Source organism: Wenzhouxiangella psychrophila (assembly GCF_042310375.1).
Classification (GTDB): Bacteria; Pseudomonadota; Gammaproteobacteria; order Xanthomonadales; family Wenzhouxiangellaceae; genus Wenzhouxiangella.
In genome coordinates, this window is sequence record NZ_JBHJMQ010000001.1 from 243,482 (window position 1) to 266,710 (window position 23,229).

Sequence of the window (23,229 nt, forward strand, 5' to 3'; positions counted from 1 at the left end):
GTGCGATGGCGCACAGAGTTCGGGAGGCGGGCCGTTCATGCTTGATTGATGAGCTATGAAATCAGCAAGACGCTGGATACGACGCCGACCCGGGCGCGCGAACGCGCGATGGAAGCCCTGTCCGAAGAGGGTTTCGGCGTGCTGACCGAGATCGATGTCCAGGCCACCATGAAGAAGAAACTCGATCGCGACATGGCCTACTACACGATTCTGGGCGCATGCAATCCCGAAATGGCCTGGCAGGCACTGAGCCGGGAGCCGAAAATCGGAACGATGCTGCCGTGCAACGTGATCGTGCGCGAGCTCGAAGACGGCAGGGTCGAAGTGTCCGCTGTGGATCCGCAGGCCTCCATGCAGGCGGTGGAAAACCCGCAACTGGCAGAGATTGCCGGTGAAGTCAGAACAGCACTGCAGCGAGTCATTCACGCGCTCTGATTCGTCCGCCGGCGCGGGAGCCATGGTGGCAATCGTGTTACATGTCGCCCTGTTGCTGTTTCGTTGCCGAGTGCAGCGCGGGCGGCAGGGGAATCGACCAGTGCTCGCTGCGACTGGTGTCATACAGCGGCACCTGGAGCGTGCGTCCTTCGGGACCAAAGCCGATATCGCGCGCCGGGCTCTTGAGGTCGTCGGGCCGATCAGCAAGCAGTTCGGCGGGCGAACGTCCGTCCTCGGCATGGCGCCGCATCCAGGCCAGGGTGCCGAGGACGCGCAGTTTGGCGCCGTAGTCCTGCAGGCGGTGGCGGTAGTCGGTATAGCTCGGCAATGCAATCGAATTCATCATGCACCCGATGGGGTTTCCGACACAGGCAAAGCGAAGCATGCCCTGATGCGATGATTCGGGTATTTCACGCCGGTCGGCGCGCAGCCGGTCGCGTTCGGGCTCGCTACAGAACGACCGGAGTTGTTCCGCGCTCATGCCCACCGTCGCTTCGGTGTCGAACAGCAGCGGCCAGGACAGTCGATCGAGGTAGCTGCTCTTTTCCACGGACTCCGGCAGGGATCTGATGCTGTTGGCCGACGTGTTGAATTCGCCATGCATCGCGTTGCAAATGGACACGTCGACAAGGGTCGGCGGCGCCAGGGCGTCGTTGCATGGTTCGGGAAGCGGCATATCGACCGGCATCTCCGCAAGCATGTTCGCAAGCATTGAACCGTTGTTGTCGGACGAATTCGCAACGCTGATCAGGTTGGTGATCAAGTTGTCCGAATGCGCGCCCAGACGACGCCAGGCGGCGACATCCTGGCATGTGGCTGCCACCGCTTCCTGCGTTTGTCCCTGTGCGAACGCGACAGCATGCCGGGTCCGTAGCAGGAAGATGTTCTGAAAGCTCGGAAGCGGCGTATCCATGCGGTACGGGAATTCAAATCGCACGTAGTCATAATCTCGGAGCTTCTCGACTCGGTCGAGGAGCGTCTGATTGCGATCGAGCAGTGCGGAATACGCTTCGATGTCTTCACGGACCCGCGCCAGGCAGTCGTCCCCGCGAGGTCTGCAGAACATTTCCCGGTCTTCGGCGGTAGGTGTCAGGTCAGGGTAATCCTCGGCGACCGACTCGATGCCCCAGGACTCGCCTTCGTCAGGGTCAGGGTTGGCCGGTTTCTCGGAGAAACGGCGAATATCCTCCGCCATCACGGCCTTGAGACGGTCGTTTGGCACATCACGCTCGAGCGTCCACAACAACGCAAACGCGTTCTCACCGGGAAAGTCGGGGAGCTGTTCCATCTCGGCAACCGCCTCGCGCTGCGCCTCGGTCGGATACACCGCCCGAGAAATCGCCCAGGCGGCGGCCACCAAAACCAGCAACACAACAATAAGAGGAAAACCCCATTTCAGCGTTGTCCGAAGCTTGCCCATGAAACTGCCCGCGAGTGAAACCGATCGTTACTCTAGCAAATCATCTGATTCGTCTTCCCGCAACCGCTCCAGCCGCTCCTTTTCTTCTTCCCGGGCGGCGTCGATGATGGCCATCAGTTCGCCGAGATTCACGTCATCGGTCGAGGGGTGGTAGGTGCCGGTCAACGCGCTGTCGGCATCGAGATCGCCGGACGCGTAGCGCGACCACATTTCCTTGCCGTATTCGGTCGCCAGCAAATCAGGTGCGAACTTGCCGAAAAAGCGTCTCATGCGATCGACGTCGCGCACGAGCATCATGGCTGCGCTGTTGTTGGCCGCGGCATTGACCGCCTGCGGTAGGTCGATAATGACCGGGCCGTGGTCGTCGACCAGCACGTTGAATTCCGAGAGGTCGCCGTGAATCAGTCCGGCGGCCAGCATGCGCACGATTTCGGCAATGATGCGGTCGTGGTATTCGCGTGCCTGTTCTGAATTGAGTGTCATGCCGTCGAGCCGCGGCGCCACGTTGCCTTCGGAATCAACGATCAGCTCCATCAGCAGCACGCCGTCGACGAAGCCATGCGGTCGCGGTACTCGAACGCCGGCGGCCGACAGGCGATAGAGTGCGTCCACCTCGGCGTTCAGCCATTCCTTTTCCTGTTCCTTCTGGCCGTAGCGAGTGCGCTTGTTCATCGCCCGGGCACGCCGGCTGTTGCGTACGTTGCGGCCTTCCTGGTACTGCGCGGCCTGCTTGAAACCGCGCACATTGGCTTCCTTGAATACCTTGGCGCAGCGCTTCTGGTCGCCGCAGCGGACCACGAAGACATCGGCTTCCTTGCCGCTTTTGAGCGGGCGCAGCACTTCGTCGATCAGACCGTCCTCGGCCAGGGGTTTCAAGCGGGCGGGAATCTTCATCGGGAGCGATTATGACATCCATCCAACGAGAAGCCACGACATCTGCAAAGTTTTGCTGCTGTCCAGCCGGATTGCGTCTGCCCCGTCATCGGAGTACGGTGAAACCGGGGTTGCAGGTATTGCATCTGCATATTTAATCGTGACTCGGGAGATTGGCATGGAAGGTATTCTGATTTGGCTCATCGTAGGCGGCATCGCCGGTTGGTTGGCAGGCCTCATCGTCAAGGGTGGTGGTCAGGGCATCCTGATCAACATCGTTGTCGGCATCATCGGCGCGATCCTTGGCGGCTGGCTGTTCGGTGAGCTCGGCATCGCTGTCGGAACGGGCATACTCAACGCCATCGTCACGGCTGTCGTCGGCGCGGTGATCCTGCTGCTGATCGTCGGTGTGATCCGCGGCAAGGCCTGACAATACGCTTCAACCCCTGCCGCTGAATCGTGGGTCAGGGAGTCGGCGAAGAAGAGACGGCTTCCAGGATGTCGCGGTCGAGCAGGTCGGACAATGGCTTGCCCGCGGAAAGTTCATCGAGGAAGTCGCGGCGGGTATGCTGCCCGGGCAGCAGACCGTACCAGCCATTCTTTCCGGCCGCCTTTGCCGCGTACAAGGCGCGGTCGGCCAGCTCGACGCTGAGCTCCCAGCTGCTCGGTTCTGTCGCCGATCCAACGATGGGCCAGGGTGCATAGCCGACACTGCAGGTCACGCTGAGCGCTTCGCCGCCGGCGGTTAGCAACGGTCTTTTCGATACCGCTCGACAGATGCGTTCGGCCAGGTCGGCGCCCATCGCGTGATCGACGTCGTTGACCACCAGCAGGAACTCCTCCCCGCCCCAACGCACCAGAATATCCTGTTGTCTGCAGAATCCGTCCAGCCGTTGGCCAAACGCCACAAGCACCTGGTCGCCCACGGCGTGCCCGCGCCGGTCATTGATCATCTTGAAGTCGTCGATATCGATCATCAGGAACAGAAGCCGCGGGCGCGGGCTTGGGTCCTGCCTGCTTTGCTGCTTTTCTACCCAGTCGAGAAAGTCGCGCCGGTTGGACAGGCCGGTCAGCGGATCTCGTCGGGTAGCAAGGTCGAGCTTTCGGTTGCTGCGATGCAACTTCTCGTTGAGTTTTTCGAGCTCCGCCGTGCGCTTTGCAACCTGCTGGTGGAGAATCTCGACCTGGCGGCGCTTGTGATGCATGTTCAGGCGCACCCGCCAGGCGATCAAGGCCAGTAGAAACACCAGGAGCAGCCCGTATAACGCGTAGGCCGCCGGATGGCGCCACAGCGGCGGCACCAGGACCATGATCATTACGTGTTCGTTGCCGAAACGGCCATCCCGTCCGGCTGCCTGAAGACGAAGACGATACCGCCCCGGTGCGAGATAGTTGACGGAGAATTCCGTTTTCGCCCCGTTGACCTGCACCCAATTGTCATGCAATCCGTCCACCCGGTAACGCAGCCGGGCGGCGCTGGGCGCATTGAAGTCCAGCGCGACCATTCGCAGCGCGAAAATGCGCTGACGGTGGTCCAGGCGAATTTCGCCGGCATAGGGCAGGGAAGCATCCAGTCCGGCGAATCGTTCCAGCAAGCCGATTTCGCGGTGCGTCACGGTGAGTCCGTCAAGGACCGGCCTCGCCGCCGGGCTGTCGAATGAAAAGGCCGTGCTGTTTACGGAATCGACCCCGTCTACCCCGCCGAAATACAGTGTGCCGCTGCCGTCTTGCCATGCGGCCCCGGCATTGAATTCCTGGTTCGTCAGGCCGTCCCGGCGTCCCAGTTGCTGCACCTGCCCGCTACGCGTGTCGACGACGCCCAGGCCGTTGTTCGTGCTCATCCACAGGCGCCCCTCGCGATCCGGCAGGATTCGGTAGATGACGTTGTTCGGCAGGCCGTCGGCGTCGGTGACCCGGCGCTCGAGTTCGCCGCTGCGATCGAGCCGCAACAGGCCGCCGCCGAAAGTGCCCAGCCAGATGCGGTCGCCTTCGACGTGAATGGCCCAGACCGACTCGCTGGCCTGCTCACGCGTTCCGGCAAAGAAGTGCTCGGGTTCCCCGTTGGGTTGGAATCGGAAGACGCCGTCTTCATTGGTACCGACCCAGACGCTGCCGCGATCGTCGATTTCCAGCGTGGTCAGGAATCGCTGGCGCAGCGCTTCCGGTACCAGCTCGGGGCGCAGACGGCCATCGACAACAACGGCCAGGCCGGCGCGTGTGGTGATCCAGACACGACCTTCGTGCTCGGCCAGATCGGTAATGCGCTGATCCGGCAAGCTGTCGGACACGATGGGGTAGGGCGCATCGGGCGGTTGCCAGCGCCACAGGCCCTGGTGGGTGCCCAGCCAGTACGCGCTGCCGGACTCATCGGCGGCGAGAACGCGCACCGGCACGCCGGCAAGTGCGGGAAGTTGCCGCCATTCTCCGTCGCCCGCTGCCTGTACGAACAGCCCGCTGTCGGTGCCGAGCAAGCCGCGATCGTCATCGCGCCGGATCGCACGAACACTGCCGGATGGCCATTGGACCGGGTCGAACGAGGCGGACCGGTCACCGGCCAGGACGGTTTCGGACATCGGCAGGACTCGATGAAGTCCATGGGTGTAGGTGCCGATCCAGAGCACGCCGGAGCTGTCACGATAGAGTTTCAGTACGGCGCTGTCACCGATATCGATTTGCCAGCGTGAATGTTGCGACGGCGAGCCCGGGTGCCATTCGATGATTCCGCCCTTGCTGTCACCGATCAGCAAGCGCCCGTCATCTTCCGCGTACAGGGTTGAAATACGAGCTTCTAATGCATTCGAACGGGCCAGGTCCGAGATCACCGAAATGCTTTCGGGGTGGATGTGCACCAGTTCGCCTTGCCCCGTGGCAAGCCAAGCCGTACCGTCCGGCGCCCGCGTGAGCGCCACGCACACCGCTGATTCCGGCAAGTCCGGGCGCAGTCGGCGACCATCGCTGAATTCCAGCCGGCAATTCCGGTCCGCTACAAGCCAGTCGGCATCGTTGGACCTGACCAGCCCGATCAGGCCATCCCGGGAAATGAGATTGCTGACGCTGCGCTCGGCCAGGTCGATGCGATCGACGCCGGCCGCCGTAGCCACCACGGCAGACTGGCCAGAGGGCAGAACCGCAAGGCCGGTCACCCGGGCATGAGAAAGGCCTTGTTCCGGCGTGAATCGCCAGCGTTCCAGGCTGGCGAGATCGATCACCTCGACGCCGGCATCGTTGCTGCCCATCCAGAGCCGTTCGCGGCGGTCGACTGTCAGCACATCCATCGTTGAGCTGACGAGGCTGTCGGGATCTCCCGGTTCGCGTCGCAGCACGTCGAAGCGGTGTCCGTCGAAACGGTGCAGTCCTTCCTGGGTGCCAAACCACAGAAATCCCTTGGAATCCTCGGCCAGGCTGATTACGCTCGACTGCGCCAGGCCCTGATCGAGCCCATAGGACTCGACCGCAAGCGCCCTTTCCGGCGGAAGCGCGACGTTGTCATCGGCCAAAACGTTGAAGCCCGTCCCCGCCAGCAGGCTCGCAGCCAGCAAGAACCGGATGCCCAGGGCGGCCAGGCAGGCGGGGCACGGCAACCGCATCCCGTTTATCGGAATCCTGGGGATGACGTCGGAGCGGTGCGGATTCATCCCCCGCAGTTTACCGTCTGGGGAAATCCAGAGCACCCACCATTTACAGCCCCGCCCCCAGAGCAATCTTGAGCTGTTCTATTGCAGTTCCTTTCGGGCGCCGCCTCCGGTTCTGCTTGAGCGCAATCTCCAGTCTGGTTGGCAGCCGATGTCGCAGTGCGGCATCAGCTGCTTGACGCTTGACGATTCAGCTTGCAAACGCAAAAAGAACGAAAAGCCCGTAAATAATAACCAGCGCTACCGCGCGTCTTGCTGTGAGGTGATCTTTCGGTATTAGCATCGCCATTACTCCTTCGCCCCTGGAAGCCAGTTTCCCCTTCAGAGAATTTGCAATCCCGAGAATCAGCAGTCCTTGCGTCGCCTTGCAAACTGTGGTTACTCTTACTAACGCCAAAGGTGGGCATCAGCCGCCATTCCAAGTGGGCTGCATGTTGGCATCTGACTCCTGTAGCAACAGGAACTGGCGATGGCAGGCACAAAAGAAAGTATTGGCGAACTGATCCAGGCTCATCGTTCAGGCGACTCCAGAGCCCTGGAACGGCTTATCGAAAAACTGTATTTCGAGCTCAGAGAACTCGCGCATGTCCAGGTCAGGAGAAATGCCCACGACAGCATTCTCGACACAACTGCGCTGGTCAACGAGCTTTATTGCAAGCTGGCCGAAAACGAAGAGCATGACTGGCGCGACCGTCAACATTTTTTCGCAACTTGCGCCACGGCCATGCGTCACCTGCTGGTTGACTCAGCCCGCCGAAAACAGCGTGACAAGCGAGGCGGCGGCGCGTCTGCTCTAACGCTGAACGAAGACCAGATAGCCGCCGGCACCAGCCCGGAATGGATTATCGAGCTCGATCGGCTGATGGATGAGTTGGCCAGGCGAGATTCCCGGCTGGTGCAGGTGTTTGAATGTCGGTACTTCTGCGGCCTATCCGTCGCCGAGACAGCACGAATCCTGGAATTGTCCGAACGTACCATCGAGCGCGACTACGCTCGCGCCCGAGCCTGGTTGCGTCAAGCTTTCAAGAAGCCGCCCGGGCAAGTCGGAACCTGAGCATGGTTACGGAACGTTTCGGTGACTTTGATCGGGCCGATGGGATTTTCAGGCGCGTGCTGGAGTTGCACCCCAGCAAACGTGCGGCTTTCCTTGAAAAGGAGTGTGGTGATGACGAGGGCCTTCTAAGGTTGCTCAGGCAACTCCTGCATGTTGCCGAGTCTGATGATCCCGAGATGGCTTCAGGCGGAGGTCTCGCGGGAATTCTTCTGGAAAACCCGGAGTCGCATGAATCGGCAAGACGTGGTGAACGATTCGGCCAGTGGCAGGTAACCGAGGAAGTAGGTCGAGGCGGTATGGCCGTAGTTTATCGCGGTGAGCGCGCCGATGGGGCATTCAGACAGGACGTTGCAATCAAGCTCTTGCGGGGGAGGCGCTCGGAAGTGGTTGAGAATCGCTTCAAGCGAGAGCGGATCTTCCTCGCACGCCTCAATCATCCGAGTATTGCCCGCCTGCTTGACGGTGGTGTTACGGAGTCCGGGCGTTCCTACATCGTCATGGAATACATAGAGGGCGAGCGTATCGATCGCTATTGCGATGAGCGCAAACTATCCATTGATGCGCGACTGCGGTTGTTTCTCCAGGTCTGCGATGCCGTTCAATTTGCGCACCGGCAGCTGATTGTCCACCGTGACATCAAGCCCAACAACATCCTCGTTACCAGCGACGGAGAAGCAAAGCTTCTCGACTTTGGTATCGCAAAACTGCTGGCAACCGACGATGAAGCTGTCAGCACTACACAAACGCTGCTGGCCCATCAAATGTTGACGCCACAATACGCCAGCCCCGAGCAGATCCTGGGCGAGCCGATTTCCACCGCAACGGATGTTTACGCACTGGGGCTTCTGCTCTACGAGTTGCTCTCCGGTCATCGCGCCAGAGTGATCGAATCAACGAATCCGAAGGCCATAGAACAGGCCATTTGCGAGACACGACCACCATCGCCGAGTCGAGTCTGTGGTGACGATCGTCACTGGGCGGGCGCTGGTGCATCGCAAACAGCCCGTCAGATTGCCGGGGCACGCGCGCTGACCCCGGCTCGGCTCAAGCGAAAGCTGCATGGCGATCTCGATAATATTGTGCTGATGGCCCTCAGGCGGGAGCCTGCACGGCGTTACGGCACGGCTGAACAAATGCTGGACGATATCCGGCGTTACCTGGAAAAGCGTCCGGTTCGAGCTCGCCCCGACAGCGTGAGCTATCGACTGAATCGATTCCTGTTCCGCCACACGGCTGGTGTGGCCATGGCAACAGCGTCCCTGGTGATTGTCGCTGGTGTCGTCGCATACTACGCTGGACAACTTGCTGACGAACGCGACCGCGCAGAGCTGGCGGCCGCTGCTTCCCTTCTCGAAGCCGCCACGGCTGAACAAGTGGCCGACTTTCTTATCGATCTTTTTGAGGCGGCTCGGCCGGAGGAGGCGCGGGGTGAAGAAGTGACAGCCCGCGACCTTCTTACGAAGGGCGCCGAACAGGTGCAATCACTCTCGGATCAGCCTGAAGTCCAGTCGCGCTTATTGAGTGTAATCGGTAAGACATACCACCGATTGGGAATGTATCAGGAAGCATTGCCGCTGTATGAGCAGGCGCTGGATGTCAATCAGAGAACATTCGGAGCCGAGCATCCGAACGTTGGAGACGCTCTCAATGATCTCGGGGTGCTTTCGAGAGATCGTGGCGACCTGGGCGGCGCCGAGGAATTGTTGCAAAGTGCGCTCGCCATACGAGTAGAGAGCCTGGGAGAAGTCGATGAAAAGGTTGCTGAAACTCGTGACGAGCTTGGCCGATTACTCCAGAGTCGGGGCGATTACGAAGGATCCAGGCGGCAGTTTCAAGCCGCGCTGGAAATCCGCCGGAAACTCTATGACGAAATCCATCCCAATATCGCACTCAGCTTGAACAGCGTGTCACTTGCCCTTCGTATGCAGGGGGATGGTGATGCGGCCGAACCCTACCTTCGAGAGGCGCTCGAGATATATCGGCAGCTTTACGGGGATGAGCACCCATGGACAACAACCCTGAAGGCCAACCTTGCTCTTCTGCTGATGGATCGTGGCCGCTGGTCCGAGGCGGAACAGATTCTGAGCGAGGTAATTGCCTTCGATCGTCGTGCCATGGGCTCAGAGCATCCGGAGCTTGCGAACAGATTGAACTTCCTGGGCAGCGTCTACCGTGAGCAGGGCCGTTACAGGGAAGCCCATACATTGTTCGAGGAGGCGCTTGAAATAGGGCGCGCCAACCTGGAGCCGGGGCATCCGCGTTTGTCGGAGTTTCTGATGAATCACGCCCGTGTGTACCTGGCTGAAGGAGCCCCGGAAGTTGCAGCGCCCATGCTGGCTGAAGCGGTGAGGATACGTCGAGGTGCGCTTATAGAAGGCCACTGGAGAATTGCTGATGTCGAAGGCTGGCTGGGCCATGCGCTTTCCAGTATGGGCCGGCACGAGCAAGCAGATCTACTATTGAAGAACAGCTATTCAACGCTTTCCGAAGAGCGCGGAGAGGATGATCGGCGAACGCAAGACGTACTTCGGCATCTCGTTAGACACTACGAAGCGTGGGGTCGTCCGGAATTGGCCGACACCTATCGTGAGCAGCTCTTTGAGCAGGGCGCCCCCTAGGACGGCTGGATACCATCCCGTCAGGCCGGGATAAGCACGGTGGTCGAATCCTGCCAGTCGGCGGAGATTAATATGCTTGTAGCAATCCCCTGGGGTTTATGCAGCACTTTAGTGCTCACCAAGTTTATTGTTAACATCTCTTTACTCCAAGATACAAGCTCGATCAAGAATGCAAAAAAGTTGTCTTTCCCTATTCCTCGTTATAGTTTTCTCAGCGTGTGCCACCACTGGTTATTTCAACGGCGTTCCGCTCGATGGAATTGAAGTCGGATCGACCACGGAGAAGGAAGTCAAGGCGTTGTTCGGCCCACCCAATGACCAGGAAATGCACGATTCATTCTCCGGCAGCGAAACCATGACCTACCGCAATGTCAAGGTTACCAAGGTGGGATCGAATCGCAACTTGTCAGCCTATAGCGGCGAGGTTAATGCGGCGAAGCGCAAGTTGCACAAGAAGCTGCAGTTCTGGTTCGACAAGGAGGGCGTCGTGACCGATTTTGAACTGCAACAGCGCAGGGAGCGTCCCGGAGTTCGCTGAGCCTCAATTTGTGGCCGCAGCAGGGCGCGTACCAGCGATTCGGGTCGGCAGAGGAGTAGCCGCTCAGCAGTATGCTGAGAGGTCTCGGAGCCGTAGAAGTCTGCAGGTGCTGTCTGAGGTCTTCAGCCTCGCAACAGCAACAAGGTTACGCCGAACACGTAAAGCACGATGAGTACCACGCTTTCGACACCGATCACGCCGGGGCCGCGCTTTTCCCGACGGATAAGCCCTAGCAGGAGCACCGCCGACATCAACAGGGTCAGCGTGGTCCAGAAAACCACGGAATCGGACATGGTGTGGTAGATCGATCCCTTTCGATAGGCAACGTCGGAGGCGGCGGTGAACAGCGTATCGAAAGCATTGCCGCCGATGATCCCGCCTACTGCCAACGTCAGTGCACCGCGACGGACCGCCGCGACCGAAGTCACGAGTTCTGGCAGGGAGGTTGCGATTGCAGTGAAGAGGACGCCAACTGCAGTCGCGCTTAACCAGGTCTGTTGCGCGATATTGGAGGCGGACTTTTCCATCGTCCATCCGGCGATTCCGAGCGCCAGCATCAAGACCAGGAACCGCAAAACCAGACCTTTGAGAGCGGGGACCTTGTTCAGGTCCTCGGGTTCGTCGCGGCGCGTTTCGGGCGTGAGCGTCGGTTTCCACATGGGCTTGGCGCGCATGCCGCCGGTAATGGCGATACCGTAGATGTAGACGCCGATCAGTAATGGAGTGAGCGGATGGATACCCCAGACCGTGAAATCCGGCAGGGTCGGTCCCAGCAGGATCATCGCCAGTAACGCGATCAGCAGCGCGTTCTGCATCATGTTCTGGGCCGACGCCGCCGCATGCTCGAGGTTGGCTTTGCGATACACCACATCGGCAACGACCAGGAAAGCCGTCTGCACGGCAATGCCGCCCACGGCATTGCCCAGGGCCATTTCCGGCAAGCCGTTCCAGGCTGCGGTCACCGACAAGACGCTGCCGGACAAAGAGGTGGCGGCACCTAGCAGCACCGCGCCGGAAATGGCCTCGCCCAGCCCGGTCCGATCCGCGAGCTGATCCACGACGCCGGTGATCCATACGCCGCAGACACCGATGACCGCCGTGCATGCGGTAAAAACGATCAGGCTCTGAAAAAGTGTCCAGCTCTCGAAGTCAGGCAAGATCAATCAGTCTCCATTTGCGAAGAGGGAAAACCCGGACAGCCAAGATACCAAATGCTCGTTTCCCGTCACGATCGACGAGTTCCACTTCGAGAGTAGCGGTACGGAGAAATCGAAGGCGCGCTGATCCTGATACGAAGGGTGACCGGCATCAAGGGTGGTGGTTGCCGCCCTGGATCATCAACCGCTCCCAAAGGCTGTTGATCCAGCCCATCATTTCCGCGACGAACGGTTCGGTTACGGCCGCCGGGTCCACCGTCCAGATGTCGATTTCGGAATGGCCCGGTGCAGCGTATTCCCAGTCGATCAGGTACAGCCCGTTATCGGTTTCCAGGATGTTGTCGGGCACCAGGTCGTGATGAACCAGGCGGGCTGACCAGGGCGACGCGTCGAAGGCTTTCAGTCTCGTTTCGAATTCCTGCCATGCTTTTCTCAGCCCAGTATCGACCGCTCCGGCCTGTTCGAGCTGTCGCCAGTAGTGGCACAGGTAGGCGTGATACCGGCGTTGGGGCCAGTCCGGCGTCATCTGGTGAAGACGTTCGATCATCGGCCATAGTCGGTCGAGCTGTTCCGGATTGTCCAGATCGTCCTTCGTCCAGGTTCGCCCCGGCAGAAAGGGAAAGATCACGAAGCGCTGCTCGGGATCCCAGTACCAGACTGAACGACCGATACCGGCATCGGCGGTCCACGCGAGAATCTCGCGCTCGAGCTCGCGGTCGATGCCCAGCCGTGCCGGCTCGGGATGATTGATCCGAAGCAGCAGATCACCCTTCAGGCCGGGAGCGCCGAGGCGATAGTTCTCGTTGGTCCGCCCGGATTCGATCGGTTCGATCAGGCGTGGCCGATCGGTCAGGCCCAGGTCCCAGTCGCGCCAGGAATCGATCAGGTGATCCAGATCCGGACGCCCGGTCCGATGGTCGCTGTTGCCGCTCATGCTCGCGTCTCGTGCGCGGTGCTTTCCTGGCGCCGATAATCCCGATGCCAGCTAATCCAGCCGAATACCGAAATGATCAGATAGGTTGCGTGTAGCAGCGCGGTCAACTGCATGCCGCGGTCGATGAACAGAAAAATCGCCAGGCTGTTGATCACCATCCAGTAGGACCAGTTCTCCAGCACCTTGCGCGCCACCATGAAGGTGGTCACCACCGCGCCCCAGGTGACGAAGGAATCCAGCCAGGGCCAGGCTGCCTGGCTGTAACGCGTGAGCAGGTAACCCGAGACCAGCGCGCAGGCCGCGATCACGCCCAGCGCCAGCGCGTGCCGTGACAATGGCCAGCGCGTGATCGGCAGCGCTCCGTCGCTGCCCTGTCCGTGCCGCCAGTTCCACCAGCCATAGACGGCCATGATCATGTAGTAGCCGTTGAGCGCCGACTGCATCAGCAGCTGCACGTTCCAGAACAACACGGTAAAGATCGCCGTGCTGACGAACGCAGCGATCCAGCACAGACGATTCTGACGCACGGCCAGCAGCAGGTAGGCGACCGCCAGTACGACGGCCGCCAGTTCCCAGCCCGACATCGCCGCCCAGCGCTCGGCGATCTGCTCGAGCCAGCTCTCAGGGATCATGTCGAACGCTCCGAATGATCAGAAGGCATAGCTGGCCGATACCCCGACGACCCGCGGTTCGCCGAACTGGTAGTAAGGCTCGGTCGCATACCCCTTGCGCGGGTCGTTGCCGAATGCGCCGAAGCCGCGCGTGCGGATCTCTTCGTCGCCGAGGTTGCGACCCCAAAGTGCCACTTCCCAGCGCTCGTGCCGGTAGCCCAGACGCGCATTGAAGATCTCGTAGGAGTTGGAACGGGCGCTGTGTCGACTGGAGAAGAAGAAGGAATCCTTGCCTTCGGCCTCGACACGCAGATACCAGCGATCGGACAAATCGAAGATCGCGCCCAGGCCGAACATGTAACCCGGCGCATGCGGCAACTCGCGACCGTCCAGGTCGACCGGCTCGCCGGTTTCGGGGTCGGCGTCGACGTGGGAGAAATTGAGGAAGTCGACGAACTGCGATTCCAGCACGCCCAGGCTGGCGAAGGCGCGCACGCGATCGTTTACGCGCCAGTCGAGTTCGGTTTCCAGGCCGTAGGTGGTGCCGCCGGTGGCGTTGGTCTTGTACTCGACGAACTGGCAGGGGCAGGAATCGCCCTCGATGGGTTCAACAAGGGACTGTTCGGTCTGGACCTGGTCGCGGTCCTGGAAGAACAGCGCGGTCCGCAGGTTGGCGCGGCCGTCGAACAGGCGCGTCTTGACGCCGAGCTCGTAGTTCCAGAGCGTTTCGGTGTCGAAGGTCCGGAACTGGTTCGGGATGATCGAATCAGCGTTGACGCCGCCGGCCTTGTAGCCGCGCGAGGCCAGCGCGTACCAGAGATCGCCGCGCTCGCTGCGGTATTCCAGCGCCAGCCTGCCGCCCCACATGGCCTCGTCGGGCCGGAAGGCCGCGCCGTCGCTGTCGCTATATTTGACGTCGCGCCATTCGCGCCGGAGGCCGGCGACGAGTTGCAGCCTTTCGCCCACGGGGATGTCGAGCTGGCCGTAGACGGCACGGCTCTCGGTGTCGTAGTCGAACAAGAAATCCTCGGCCAGGAAGGTGTACGCGCGCCGGAGGTTCTGCGACTGATCGCGCGAATAAGCGCCGACCACCCAGTTGAGTTCACGCGGTGCGTTGCTCGATACCGCCCGGACGTCCAGCGTGGTGTTGCGGTCGCCGCGGACGTAGTTATCGAAGGACGAGTAGCCGGGGAACACGCACTCGAAGACATCGCAAAGGCCCTCGAAGGCCCAGTCCTCGTCGTAGCCGTATTCCATGTCGGCGTCGGTGTGGCTGACCAGCGCCTCGATGTCGAAGGCGGCGTGCGCGCGCCAGTTGACCCGGACCGAACCCGCCATGGTTTCCTGCCGGTCGTGGCCCGGCTCGTCGGACAGGGTGGTGCGGGTATTGTCCAGCGAAAAGGCGTCGTAGCCGTTGTCCACATCCACGTACAGTCCGGCCAGGTCGACCTGCAGGTCCTGGTGGGGCTGCCACTGCAACTTGGTCCGCAGGGTCTGCTCGTCGACGTGCTGGTTGTCGTCGATGCCGAGAAAGTCGTTCTCCTGGAAGCCGTCGCTCTGGTGGTTGGCGTAGGCCACGCGGTAGCCCAGCGACTCGCTGATCGGGCCGGAGACCACGCCCTCGAACGAGCGCATGCCGTAGTTGCCGGCGCCGAGTTCCACGCGACTGGTCAACACCTCGTTGGGGCTGCCCGAGACCATGTTGATCAGGCCGGCGAGGGCGTTGGCGCCGAACAGCGTGCCTTGTGGTCCGCGCAGGATCTCGATCTGCTCGATGTCGAGCGTGGTGGCCGCGCCGCCGAGCCCGGTCATGTCGATGCCGTCGACCAGCAGGCCCACCGACGCGTTCATCGGTTCGACGAACTGGCTGCGCGAGCCGATGCCGCGGATCTGGAAGAAGCGCCCGCGCGAGGCACCGGTGGAGAAGTTGACGTTGGGCGCGGTGTTGAGCACGTGCTCCAGATGCGAGGCGCCGCGCTGGCGCACGGTCTCGCCGTCGATCACGCTGATGCTGCCGCCCAGGTCGAACAGGCCGCTGCCGTAGAAGTCGGCGGTGACCACCATGGGTTCGGTTTCCCAGGGCGGCAGGTCGGATTCGGGTTGCGCGGCGGCGGCTAGTGGGACCGCCATCAAAAGGGCAGTGAGCGTTGAAATTTTCATACTGAGTCTCCGAAGTTCAAGTCAGTGGAGACCCGGAATGCGCGGGGGATATTGTCGAAAGCCGCCCCGATTACGGGGTGCTTTTTCGTTCCTGTCCCTACGCCGGCATTAACCGGATCAGGTTCAACGGGTCCACCCTTGCGGGTGTCTCAGGCGTAGTGCCGCCCCGAGGAATCAGCGCAATTATAACTTGCCGCAGGTTCCGATGCGGCTGTTGGTCGAAATATCAGGCGTCTTGGACACACGCGAGCAGTGCCGTATGGTCTCGGTGCCTGCGGCCCAGAACCGCTATGCTGGACGGCATGCGGTTGTATCGCGGCCTGATCCGGTTCCTGCGCGTGGTCACGCACCTGTATTTCATCGAGGTGCGTTCTTCCGGACGCAGTCATGTTCCCGCCGAGGGTCCGTTGATCCTCGCGGCCAATCACCCCGGCTCGGTGCTCGACGCGATCCTGCTGAGCACGCAGGTCCCGCGGCCGATTCGCTACCTGGCCCGCAGCGGTCTTTTCCGCATGCCGCTACTCGCCACGCTGTTCCGGTCCCTCGGTGCCATACCGGTCTACCGGCCGCACGAGACGGCCGATGCAAGCGAGCGTAACCGGGTGACCTTCGCCCGGGTTCACGAGCATCTGGAAGTCGGCGGCTGTATCGGGGTCTTCCCCGAAGGCCGAAATTCCCCGTGGGCGAAGGTCGGGCAGTTGCGCACCGGCGTGGCGCGCATGGCGCTGGGCGCCGAGGCGAACAACGATTTCGCGCTGGGCCTGGTGATCGTCCCCGTTGGCATCAATCATGATCGGCGCGACCTGCTGACCTCGGACGCGCTGCTTCGCTTCGGTAAGCCGATTTGCGTTGCCGACTACCGGGACACGTATCAGGATGATCCCGAAGCGGCCGTGCAGGCATTGACCGACGAAGTGCAGCAAGTGCTTCGGCGCCAGGCCCTGCACATCGCCGACCGGCGGCTTGAACGCATGGTTTCCGACCTGGAAGGGGTCTTTTCCGCCCGGCTGGCCAGGCTCCTGGAAGACGGCGAGACGTCTTCCAGGGAGGAGGTCGAACCGTCCCTGGCCAAGCGCTGGGTGTGGAGGATGCTGCGCTGGTACCACCGCTCCAGCGTCGCTGCGGGTCGCGCCCTGGAACAGCGGATCCTCTCGCGTCAATTGATCAGCACGGTACTGTCCCGGGCGCTCGAAAATGAACCACGATCGGTGGTGGCATTGAGAATCCAGCTCGAGCGCTACAAGGACCACGTGGGTCAGAGTCGTCTGAGAGCGGCCCTTCAGCAGAATTTCGACCAGCCGATGCTTGAACGCTGGATTCGTCTGCGGATGACGATCTTTGCCGTCGCGATGGCGCCGGTGGCGATATTCGGCCTGCTGCACAACGCCGTGCCTTATCTGATCAGCACGTTCCTGCCCCGACTCTTTCGCGACGAGGCGGTTCGCACATTTGCCTTCTTCGGTGTGGGTGTGCTGGCGTTTCTTTCGAGCTATGCCGCCCTGGGCTACTGGCTATGGCGTTGGGCGGAATTCAGCCTGCCCTGGACCTTGGCCTACGTGGCCGCATTGCCGCCGACGGGTTTCGTTGCGCTCGGCTATCGCCGCACCATCATGGCCTACCGCGACAAGATCCTGGTACGTACCTTCGCCTTCGACCAAGCCCAGCTCGTCGAGTTGTTGCGACGCGAGCGCGAGTCCCTGTTCAGTCGTTTCGAGGGTTTGAGCAAGCGCTACGGGGGCCAGGGCGGGTAACGCTTGGGACATTGCAGGCCTGTTCAGGGGCTTTCTAGTCTGATCGAGCGACCCGGAAGCCTCGATACTTGATGCGCCCGTTCTTGGAATCGTATGCTCTTGTGGCTGAACGAATACTGCGTCCGCCCATCGACCAGGAACCGCCGCGAAGCACGGCTGAGCCGCAATCGCCGCTTTCGGTCCAGGCGCTGCCATCGTCGGGAGCGCCGCTGAAGTTCTGGTTCCAGCAGTCTTCAACCCACTCCCAGACGTTTCCGTGCATGTCGTACAGTCCCCAGGGGTTGGGGGCGAAGGTCTCGACCGGTGTCGTCTGTTGACGGTACGATCCTCCGGGACATCCGGGTGCAGGGGCACCGCCCTGAAAATTCGCCTCGGACGTTTCGATACAAGTTCCGGTGTTGTAACGGGTGACGGTGCCGGCCCGCGCGGCATACTCCCATTCTGCTTCCGTGGGTAGTCTGTAAGCTTGCCCCGTTTGATTACTGAGCCACTGCACATACTCCTGAGCATCATGCCAGCTCACGTCAACGACCGGCCTGTCGCCTCGTCCCCATCCCTGGTCGGACGGTGAATGGCTGCAGCCGCCTTCGTTGAAACAGGTATCCCACTGAGAGAACGTAACGGGTGATCGGGATATCGAAAAGGCCGGGACGGAGACTTCGTGCACCGGGCGTTCGGTCCAGGAACTTTGTGGTTCGCTTGACGGAGCGCCCATGTCGAACGTACCGGCGGAAAGGTCGACCATGACGGGGCAGAATACGCAGCCACGGTCGGCGTCCATATCCAGATCGTTCGCTTCAGCCGCGAGCGGCCTGCCCAGCAAAACAGCCAGCACGATCAGTATGCCGACAAGCAAGCGATCGGTGTTTTTCATTGCATCATTTCTTCCGGCAGAGATCTTCATGGCTGAATCGCTTCAAATTTGTCACGGAACAGGAGTCCCTCCACATCGGAAAGTCGGAGTCTGAACACGGCATCGCCGTCGGTAGCGAAAATATCCGAGCCCCGGGCCGTGATCGTTCCATCATATGCTGTGGCCAGACCGGGAATGCGAATCCAGTTCTGGCCGTCATCGTCTGTCATCCATGCGGATTGATTTCCTCCATGAATCACAATCCGGCCCGACGCCAGTGCGGTCAACTGCTTGCCGTACCAGTAGTAATCCTCCATTGGCGTTCCCGATAGGCTAATTTCGACCCAGTTCAGGCCTTCATCCGCTGACCTGAACAATCGATAGGTGGCATCACCTTCCGGGGCTATGGCCCACAAGGACTGACCATCCCATGCCATGGCCACGGGTTGTCCCGAGGGAGTGTCAGAAACTGTGTTGACGCTCCCGTCAACGGGTGACGCAATTTCCAAATTCCACTCGGGTGTGGTCAGAAATACTCGAGGCGGATCGATCACATTGGTAGCGTCATTGACGAGCAGCCTTCCATCGTCGTTGAAGAAATTCCAGTTACTGCCACCATCTTCGCTCCAGTAGGCGCCGCCGAAGCCGCTTCGGTAGACGATGCCCGACCTGTCGACGGCCAGTCCACCACTGACGGGATCGGGCTCGGTGGAAGTGAAACTGGCAGCGTCGTTGGTTGAACGAAAAAGTTCATCGTCCTGGATCAGGAATAGATTTTCTCCATAGCCGCTGAAGCGTTGCGCTAGTCCGGGCCGGGTGCCAACCTCCGTCCAATTTAACCCCCGATCCTCACTATGCATGAAGATGGCCTGGTCGGGATTTGTTTCCCTCAGTGTCATCCACAAGTTCTGGTTCGAGTCGAGGGCGAGACCGATGACGTCGTCCTCGGCACTGACTCTTGTCCAGTGCGGCTCGAATGGCTCCTCCGGAATCGGCTCGATATCAAGGAACCAATCCAGGGCCATATCGAGCCCGGACCAATGCGTCGTGCAGTGAGCGCCTTCGCGATCGAGGTCGCCTCGAGTGTCCAGGCCGATGGTGTACTTGTAGTAGCCGTAGCCTACGTGCGAAGGCTCAAGCAGGAAGTCATCCGTGGACGAGTTGATTAAAACCTGCATGTTTTCACGGAAGGAGGCGGGCGGGTCCCAGGTCGGATCCGGCGAATTGTAGCAACCGCATCCACCATAGAATCCTCCACCATAGTGCTCCCCGTACACTTGCATGAAATCATGCAGGAAGCAGGTGCCTTGGGAGCCGCCCGCAAAATAGATCGACTCATGGTCGACGGTGAAGTGTTCCTCGAGGCCGTCCCTCAGGAATTCATGGAGCAGCAGGGCGTCTTCCGACGAGTACCACTGCCTGATCTCTTCCTGCGGCGGGTTTCGCGTCTCCGGCGAGGCGACAACAATGGGAATCAGGCTCAGTGCATGGGCCCTGGATGCAATGCCCGGAAAGAAAGCATCCACGACATCCTGCTGACTGGAGGTGTTATTGCCGTGGAAATAGACGAGGATCGCCTGTTCATTCGAGAGATCAATATCGCCTGGAAGTTCGAACTTGTAGAGTATCCTCCGTCCTTGCGAGTTGACGAAGGTGTCGGTCTGGATGCTGCCGCCGCGGGTGGGAACGTAATCGATGACCTCGGGGGTGATGGGGTCGACCACATCGATCATCGGGTCGGATAGCGACTCCGGAATGCCCTCTTGTGGGTTACCGGTGCCACTGAGGCCCTGCCGGTCGACTGAAAACGCTGCCCCGGCCAGCGTCGTTCCGAGACCCAGCAGCAAAATGGTTCGCCAATTTGTCATTACATCCCCTTTCGGATGCGACTGCAGGGGAGGAACGTTGGCGCTCACGGATATGAGAGCCTGGCTTGAGATTCTCGCAACCAGGATGGTCCGGAAAGCAGCCAGTCAACGTGCCGGATGCCACAGTCGATACACTTGAATTCCCTCTTACATAACGCTAGCACAGTGGCTGTGCTGCCGCAATTGGCGGACCCAGTGATCCGAGGCTGAGGCGGTGTTGGCGCAGAGGTCATCGTTCTCAAGTATCATTCGTCTCATGTTTCTATTTATTCTGATCGGCGGCATGATCGGCTTGTTTGCCGGTGGTTTCGGCGGGCTGCTGCTGGGCGCTGCCATGGGTTACGGCGTCGGGTACCTGATGTCGCGCGTGCTGCTGCCGCACGGGCTGGGCGCCATCCAGCGACAGTTCCTCGACTCGACCTTTGCCGTTATGGGCGCCCTGTGCAAGGCCGACGGGCAGGTGACGCGCGACGAGATTCGCGTGGCCGAACAATACTTCGGCAAGCTCGGGCTGTCGAAGGAACAGCGCCAGACCGCGCGGGATTCGTTCAATCGCGGCAAGGAGGAAGGCTTCGACCTGGCCGCCGAGATCGATCTTCTGCGTGGCGTCGTCCGCAACAACCAACCTCTGTTACAGCTTTTCCTGCAGGTGCAGCTTTCGGCCATCGCGGCCGACGGCGTTCTGCACGAGGCCGAGCACGATATGCTTTTGCGTGTGGCACGCCTGCTGGGCTTGTCGGAAATGGACCTCAAGCGCCTCGAAGCGATGCTGCACGGTGTCTCCGGCGCGGGCACGGGAAGTAGTGGCGCGGGAGGCGGCCAGAAACCGCTCGAGGACGCATACACAACGCTGGGCGTTGAACCTTCCGCCAGCGACGCCGAGGTCAAGAAGGCCTATCGCCGTTTGATGAGCAAGTACCACCCCGACAAGCTCGCCAGCAGCGGCATGCCCGAAAACATGCGTTCGGTGGCCAAGGAGCGGGTACGAGAAATTCGCAATGCCTACGACCGGATCAAGGAACAGCGTGATCGGCAGCAGGCGGCGTAGTACCCTCGATACAGCTTAAGCTCGGTCCGCCGCAATCCTTGCTGTTGGCCCTCGATAGGAGGCCGATGCTGGTAGATCGAGGTGGTTTCGCGAGGGGAGATCCATCATCGTGATTCGACTGCTCATCACACTGATCGTCGCTTACGGCATCCTGGTACTGCTGGTCTATCTGCTCCAGCCGCGCCTGCTTTTCATGCCGAACTTCCAGGGCCGCGAGCTGACCGCAACACCCGAGCAGATCGGCCTGTCTTACCATGATGTGACGCTGTCGACCGACGACGGTGAAACCTTGCACGCCTGGTGGCTACCGCACGATCAGCCGCGCGCCACGCTGCTGTTCTTCCACGGCAACGCCGGCAATATCTCGCACCGGCTCGACAGCCTGGAGATCTTCCATGAACTCGGATTGCAGGTGTTCATCATCGAGTACCGGGGCTACGGTCAATCCAGCGGCAAGCCGTCGGAAGCGGGCCTGTATCGCGATGCAGAAGCGGCCTGGAACTGGCTGACTCAGAGCGAAAGCTTGAAGTCGGAGCAAATCATCCTGTTCGGCCGTTCGATGGGCGGCGCGGTGGCCAGTGAGCTTGTCAGCCGAGTCGATGCCGCCGGCTTGATCGTCGAGTCGGTTTTCACTTCGGTACCCGACATTGCCGCCGAGCTTTACTGGTGGCTGCCGGTGCGATTGCTCTCCCGCCTCGAATTCAATACTGCCGACTACATCCGCCGGACCGACCTGCCGGTACTGGTCGTGCACAGCGTCGATGACGAGATCATTCCCGTTCACCATGGCCGTCGTCTTCGAGAGTTTGCTGGCGATCGTGGGATGATGCTGGAGATCCGGGGAGGTCATAACACCGGCTTTCTGGAATCGCGCGACCGCTACCGTGAGGGGCTCGATTCGTTCATCAGCGAAGTGGCCAATTGAGTTAACTCTTAGAGCTTGCCGCCAACAGGCAGTCATTGCCGATTTCTTCGCTCGATCGACAACCAGCCAGCCCCATCGTGAGGTCGAAGTCCGCCTTGAAGTTTTGCAGGCACTCGCGAACGCCCGCCTCTCCCGCGATGGCGAGCGCGTAGGCATATGGGCGGCCGATGCACACCGCGTCCGCACCCAGGGCCAGCGCCTTGAAGGCATCCGCGCCACTTCTGATACCGCTGTCGAACAGGATTCTCATGCGCTTGTCCACGGTTGCCGCGATTTCGGGCAGTGCTTCGAGCGTGGCGACGGCACCGTCGACCTGGCGTCCGCCGTGATTGGACACCACGATGCCGTCGATGCCGTGATCGACGGCCCGTTGCGCATTTTCCAGATCGAGTATGCCCTTGAGCAGGATCGGAAGTTTCGTCCTCTCGCGCAGGAAAGCCAGTTCGTCCCAGGTAAGCGAAGGCCGTGAGTAGGTCTCGACGAAGTGCTGCACTGCGCGGCGGGCCTTGCCGCTTTTCAGGTTGTTGAATGTCGAGCCCGGCACGTTGCGCGCCTGGGCGAATGCGGTGGCAATGCTATGGTGGTTCAGCGGCGCCTCGGGCGGTCTGCCGGTGTCGGGCCGCTCTCCTGACTGCTGCATGAAGACCGGGTCGCTGGTGTACTGGGCAATGCCCTGGCCTCTGAGAAAGGGAAGAAACGCCAGGTCGAGATCACGCGGTCGCCAGCCAAGCAGGGTCGTGTCGAGCGTGACGACAATCGCCGAGCAGCCGCAGTTTTCCGCGCGCTCGACGAAGCTGGCGACCACGTCGTCGGACTTGCTCCAGTAAAGCTGGAACCAGTGCGGTGCTTCGCCCATGCACGCGGCTGTCTCCTCCATGGGTACGGAGGCCTGGTTGGAGAAGATAAACGGCACACCCTCGGCCGCGGCTGCGCGGGCGACGGCCCGGTCGGCCTGGGTATGTGCCATCTCAAGTACGCCGATCGGCGCCAGCAGAAAGGGCGAGGGCAGGCGGGTACCGAACAATTCGATTCCGGTATCACGCGTTTCGACATCCCGAAGGTACTGCGGCACGATGCGCCAGGCATCGAAGGCCGATCGGTTGGCGGCCATGGTGCGCTCTTCGCCCGCGCCGCCGGCGATGTAAGCGAAGGCTTCCTCGGTCAACCGGCTGCGCGCCTGCTCCTCGAGCTGACTGGCCCGCGTCGAGATCAGCGGTCGCTTTCGACCGCTGCCAGCGAGGTAGATGGCCTTTTGTCGCTCGGTGCCTTTTGATTGCGATGGATCGGTCATCTTCTGAGTCTCCCTGGCGGTGAGCAGTGGCAAATTGCCTTTCAATGCCGGACATGTATGA

Annotated in this window: 18 protein-coding genes and 1 riboswitch; of the genes, 8 read left to right on the forward strand and 10 right to left on the reverse strand. The window is 60.9% G+C overall.

The window, feature by feature from the left end; genetic code table 11:
* The first annotated feature begins 48 nt into the window (after positions 1 to 48).
* Positions 49 to 435: a DUF302 domain-containing protein gene (locus tag ACDC66_RS01105; RefSeq protein ID WP_376694825.1), complete on the forward strand. Its 387-nt coding sequence runs from the start codon at positions 49 to 51 to the stop codon at positions 433 to 435.
* A gap of 37 nt (positions 436 to 472) precedes the next feature.
* Here the strand turns inward: ACDC66_RS01105 and ACDC66_RS01110 are convergent, their stop codons facing one another.
* Together ACDC66_RS01110 and ACDC66_RS01115 are read right to left on the reverse strand one after the other, a co-directional pair.
* On the reverse strand, positions 473 to 1,762 hold the full coding sequence (locus tag ACDC66_RS01110) for a hypothetical protein (protein ID WP_376694826.1): 1,290 nt from the start codon (positions 1,760 to 1,762) through the stop codon (positions 473 to 475).
* Between the two features lie 120 nt (positions 1,763 to 1,882).
* Positions 1,883 to 2,749: a PA4780 family RIO1-like protein kinase gene (locus ACDC66_RS01115; protein WP_376694827.1), complete on the reverse strand. Its 867-nt coding sequence runs from the start codon at positions 2,747 to 2,749 to the stop codon at positions 1,883 to 1,885.
* Positions 2,750 to 2,900: 151 nt separating this feature from the next.
* On the opposite strand from ACDC66_RS01115, the gene ACDC66_RS01120 reads away from it, so the two are divergent.
* The gene (locus ACDC66_RS01120; RefSeq protein WP_376695139.1) at positions 2,901 to 3,158 is read left to right on the forward strand and encodes a GlsB/YeaQ/YmgE family stress response membrane protein; all 258 of its coding nucleotides are present in this window, start codon (positions 2,901 to 2,903) and stop codon (positions 3,156 to 3,158) included.
* A gap of 34 nt (positions 3,159 to 3,192) precedes the next feature.
* Here the strand turns inward: ACDC66_RS01120 and ACDC66_RS01125 are convergent, their stop codons facing one another.
* On the reverse strand, positions 3,193 to 6,315 hold the full coding sequence (locus tag ACDC66_RS01125) for a ligand-binding sensor domain-containing protein (protein WP_376694828.1): 3,123 nt from the start codon (positions 6,313 to 6,315) through the stop codon (positions 3,193 to 3,195).
* Positions 6,316 to 6,829: 514 nt separating this feature from the next.
* Between ACDC66_RS01125 and ACDC66_RS01130 the strand changes: the two genes are divergently transcribed.
* The 3 genes from ACDC66_RS01130 to ACDC66_RS01140 all read left to right on the forward strand — a co-directional run bounded on the left by ACDC66_RS01130 (position 6,830) and on the right by ACDC66_RS01140 (position 10,570).
* Positions 6,830 to 7,414, forward strand: coding sequence for an ECF-type sigma factor (locus tag ACDC66_RS01130; protein WP_376694829.1), 585 nt, complete (start codon positions 6,830 to 6,832; stop codon positions 7,412 to 7,414).
* Positions 7,415 to 7,416: 2 nt separating this feature from the next.
* The gene (locus ACDC66_RS01135; protein WP_376694830.1) at positions 7,417 to 10,032 is read left to right on the forward strand and encodes a tetratricopeptide repeat protein; all 2,616 of its coding nucleotides are present in this window, start codon (positions 7,417 to 7,419) and stop codon (positions 10,030 to 10,032) included.
* A 169-nt stretch (positions 10,033 to 10,201) separates the two neighbouring features.
* Positions 10,202 to 10,570, forward strand: a complete 369-nt coding sequence (locus ACDC66_RS01140; RefSeq protein ID WP_376694831.1) for a hypothetical protein — start codon at positions 10,202 to 10,204, stop codon at positions 10,568 to 10,570.
* 122 nt (positions 10,571 to 10,692) lie between these two features.
* Here ACDC66_RS01140 and ACDC66_RS01145 read toward each other — a convergent pair whose 3' ends face one another.
* The 4 genes from ACDC66_RS01145 to ACDC66_RS01160 form a co-directional block, all read right to left on the reverse strand.
* Positions 10,693 to 11,727 (reverse strand): sodium:calcium antiporter, encoded by a 1,035-nt coding sequence (locus tag ACDC66_RS01145; RefSeq protein WP_376694832.1) that lies wholly within the window; start codon positions 11,725 to 11,727, stop codon positions 10,693 to 10,695.
* A 151-nt stretch (positions 11,728 to 11,878) separates the two neighbouring features.
* Positions 11,879 to 12,661, reverse strand: a complete 783-nt coding sequence (locus ACDC66_RS01150) for a choline/ethanolamine kinase family protein (protein WP_376694833.1) — start codon at positions 12,659 to 12,661, stop codon at positions 11,879 to 11,881.
* Positions 12,658 to 13,293 (reverse strand): nicotinamide riboside transporter PnuC, encoded by a 636-nt coding sequence (pnuC, locus tag ACDC66_RS01155; protein ID WP_376694834.1) that lies wholly within the window; start codon positions 13,291 to 13,293, stop codon positions 12,658 to 12,660. The genes ACDC66_RS01150 and pnuC overlap by 4 nt, the downstream gene beginning before the upstream one ends.
* Positions 13,294 to 13,311: 18 nt before the next feature.
* Positions 13,312 to 15,432 carry a TonB-dependent receptor gene (locus tag ACDC66_RS01160; protein ID WP_376694835.1) on the reverse strand — a complete coding sequence of 707 codons (2,121 nt, stop codon included), beginning with the start codon at positions 15,430 to 15,432 and terminating at the stop codon, positions 13,312 to 13,314.
* A 76-nt stretch (positions 15,433 to 15,508) separates the two neighbouring features.
* Positions 15,509 to 15,611, reverse strand: a riboswitch (TPP riboswitch).
* Positions 15,612 to 15,734: 123 nt separating this feature from the next.
* On the opposite strand from ACDC66_RS01160, the gene ACDC66_RS01165 reads away from it, so the two are divergent.
* Entirely contained in the window at positions 15,735 to 17,183 is a 1,449-nt protein-coding gene (locus ACDC66_RS01165) for a 1-acyl-sn-glycerol-3-phosphate acyltransferase (protein WP_376694836.1), read from the forward strand.
* Between the two features lie 34 nt (positions 17,184 to 17,217).
* Here the strand turns inward: ACDC66_RS01165 and ACDC66_RS01170 are convergent, their stop codons facing one another.
* On the reverse strand, positions 17,218 to 18,087 hold the full coding sequence (locus ACDC66_RS01170; RefSeq protein ID WP_376694837.1) for a formylglycine-generating enzyme family protein: 870 nt from the start codon (positions 18,085 to 18,087) through the stop codon (positions 17,218 to 17,220).
* The gene (locus ACDC66_RS01175; RefSeq protein WP_376694838.1) at positions 18,084 to 19,952 is read right to left on the reverse strand and encodes a hypothetical protein; all 1,869 of its coding nucleotides are present in this window, start codon (positions 19,950 to 19,952) and stop codon (positions 18,084 to 18,086) included. Before ACDC66_RS01175 ends, ACDC66_RS01170 begins: the two co-directional genes overlap by 4 nt.
* A gap of 208 nt (positions 19,953 to 20,160) precedes the next feature.
* Between ACDC66_RS01175 and djlA the strand changes: the two genes are divergently transcribed.
* On the forward strand, positions 20,161 to 20,952 hold the full coding sequence (gene djlA, locus ACDC66_RS01180) for a co-chaperone DjlA (protein WP_376694839.1): 792 nt from the start codon (positions 20,161 to 20,163) through the stop codon (positions 20,950 to 20,952).
* A gap of 109 nt (positions 20,953 to 21,061) precedes the next feature.
* Complete coding sequence (locus tag ACDC66_RS01185; RefSeq protein WP_376694840.1) at positions 21,062 to 21,877, forward strand: alpha/beta hydrolase; 816 nt, start codon at positions 21,062 to 21,064, stop codon at positions 21,875 to 21,877.
* Position 21,878: 1 nt separating this feature from the next.
* Here ACDC66_RS01185 and ACDC66_RS01190 read toward each other — a convergent pair whose 3' ends face one another.
* The gene (locus ACDC66_RS01190) at positions 21,879 to 23,168 is read right to left on the reverse strand and encodes a lactate 2-monooxygenase (protein WP_376694841.1); all 1,290 of its coding nucleotides are present in this window, start codon (positions 23,166 to 23,168) and stop codon (positions 21,879 to 21,881) included.
* Positions 23,169 to 23,229 lie beyond the last annotated feature (61 nt).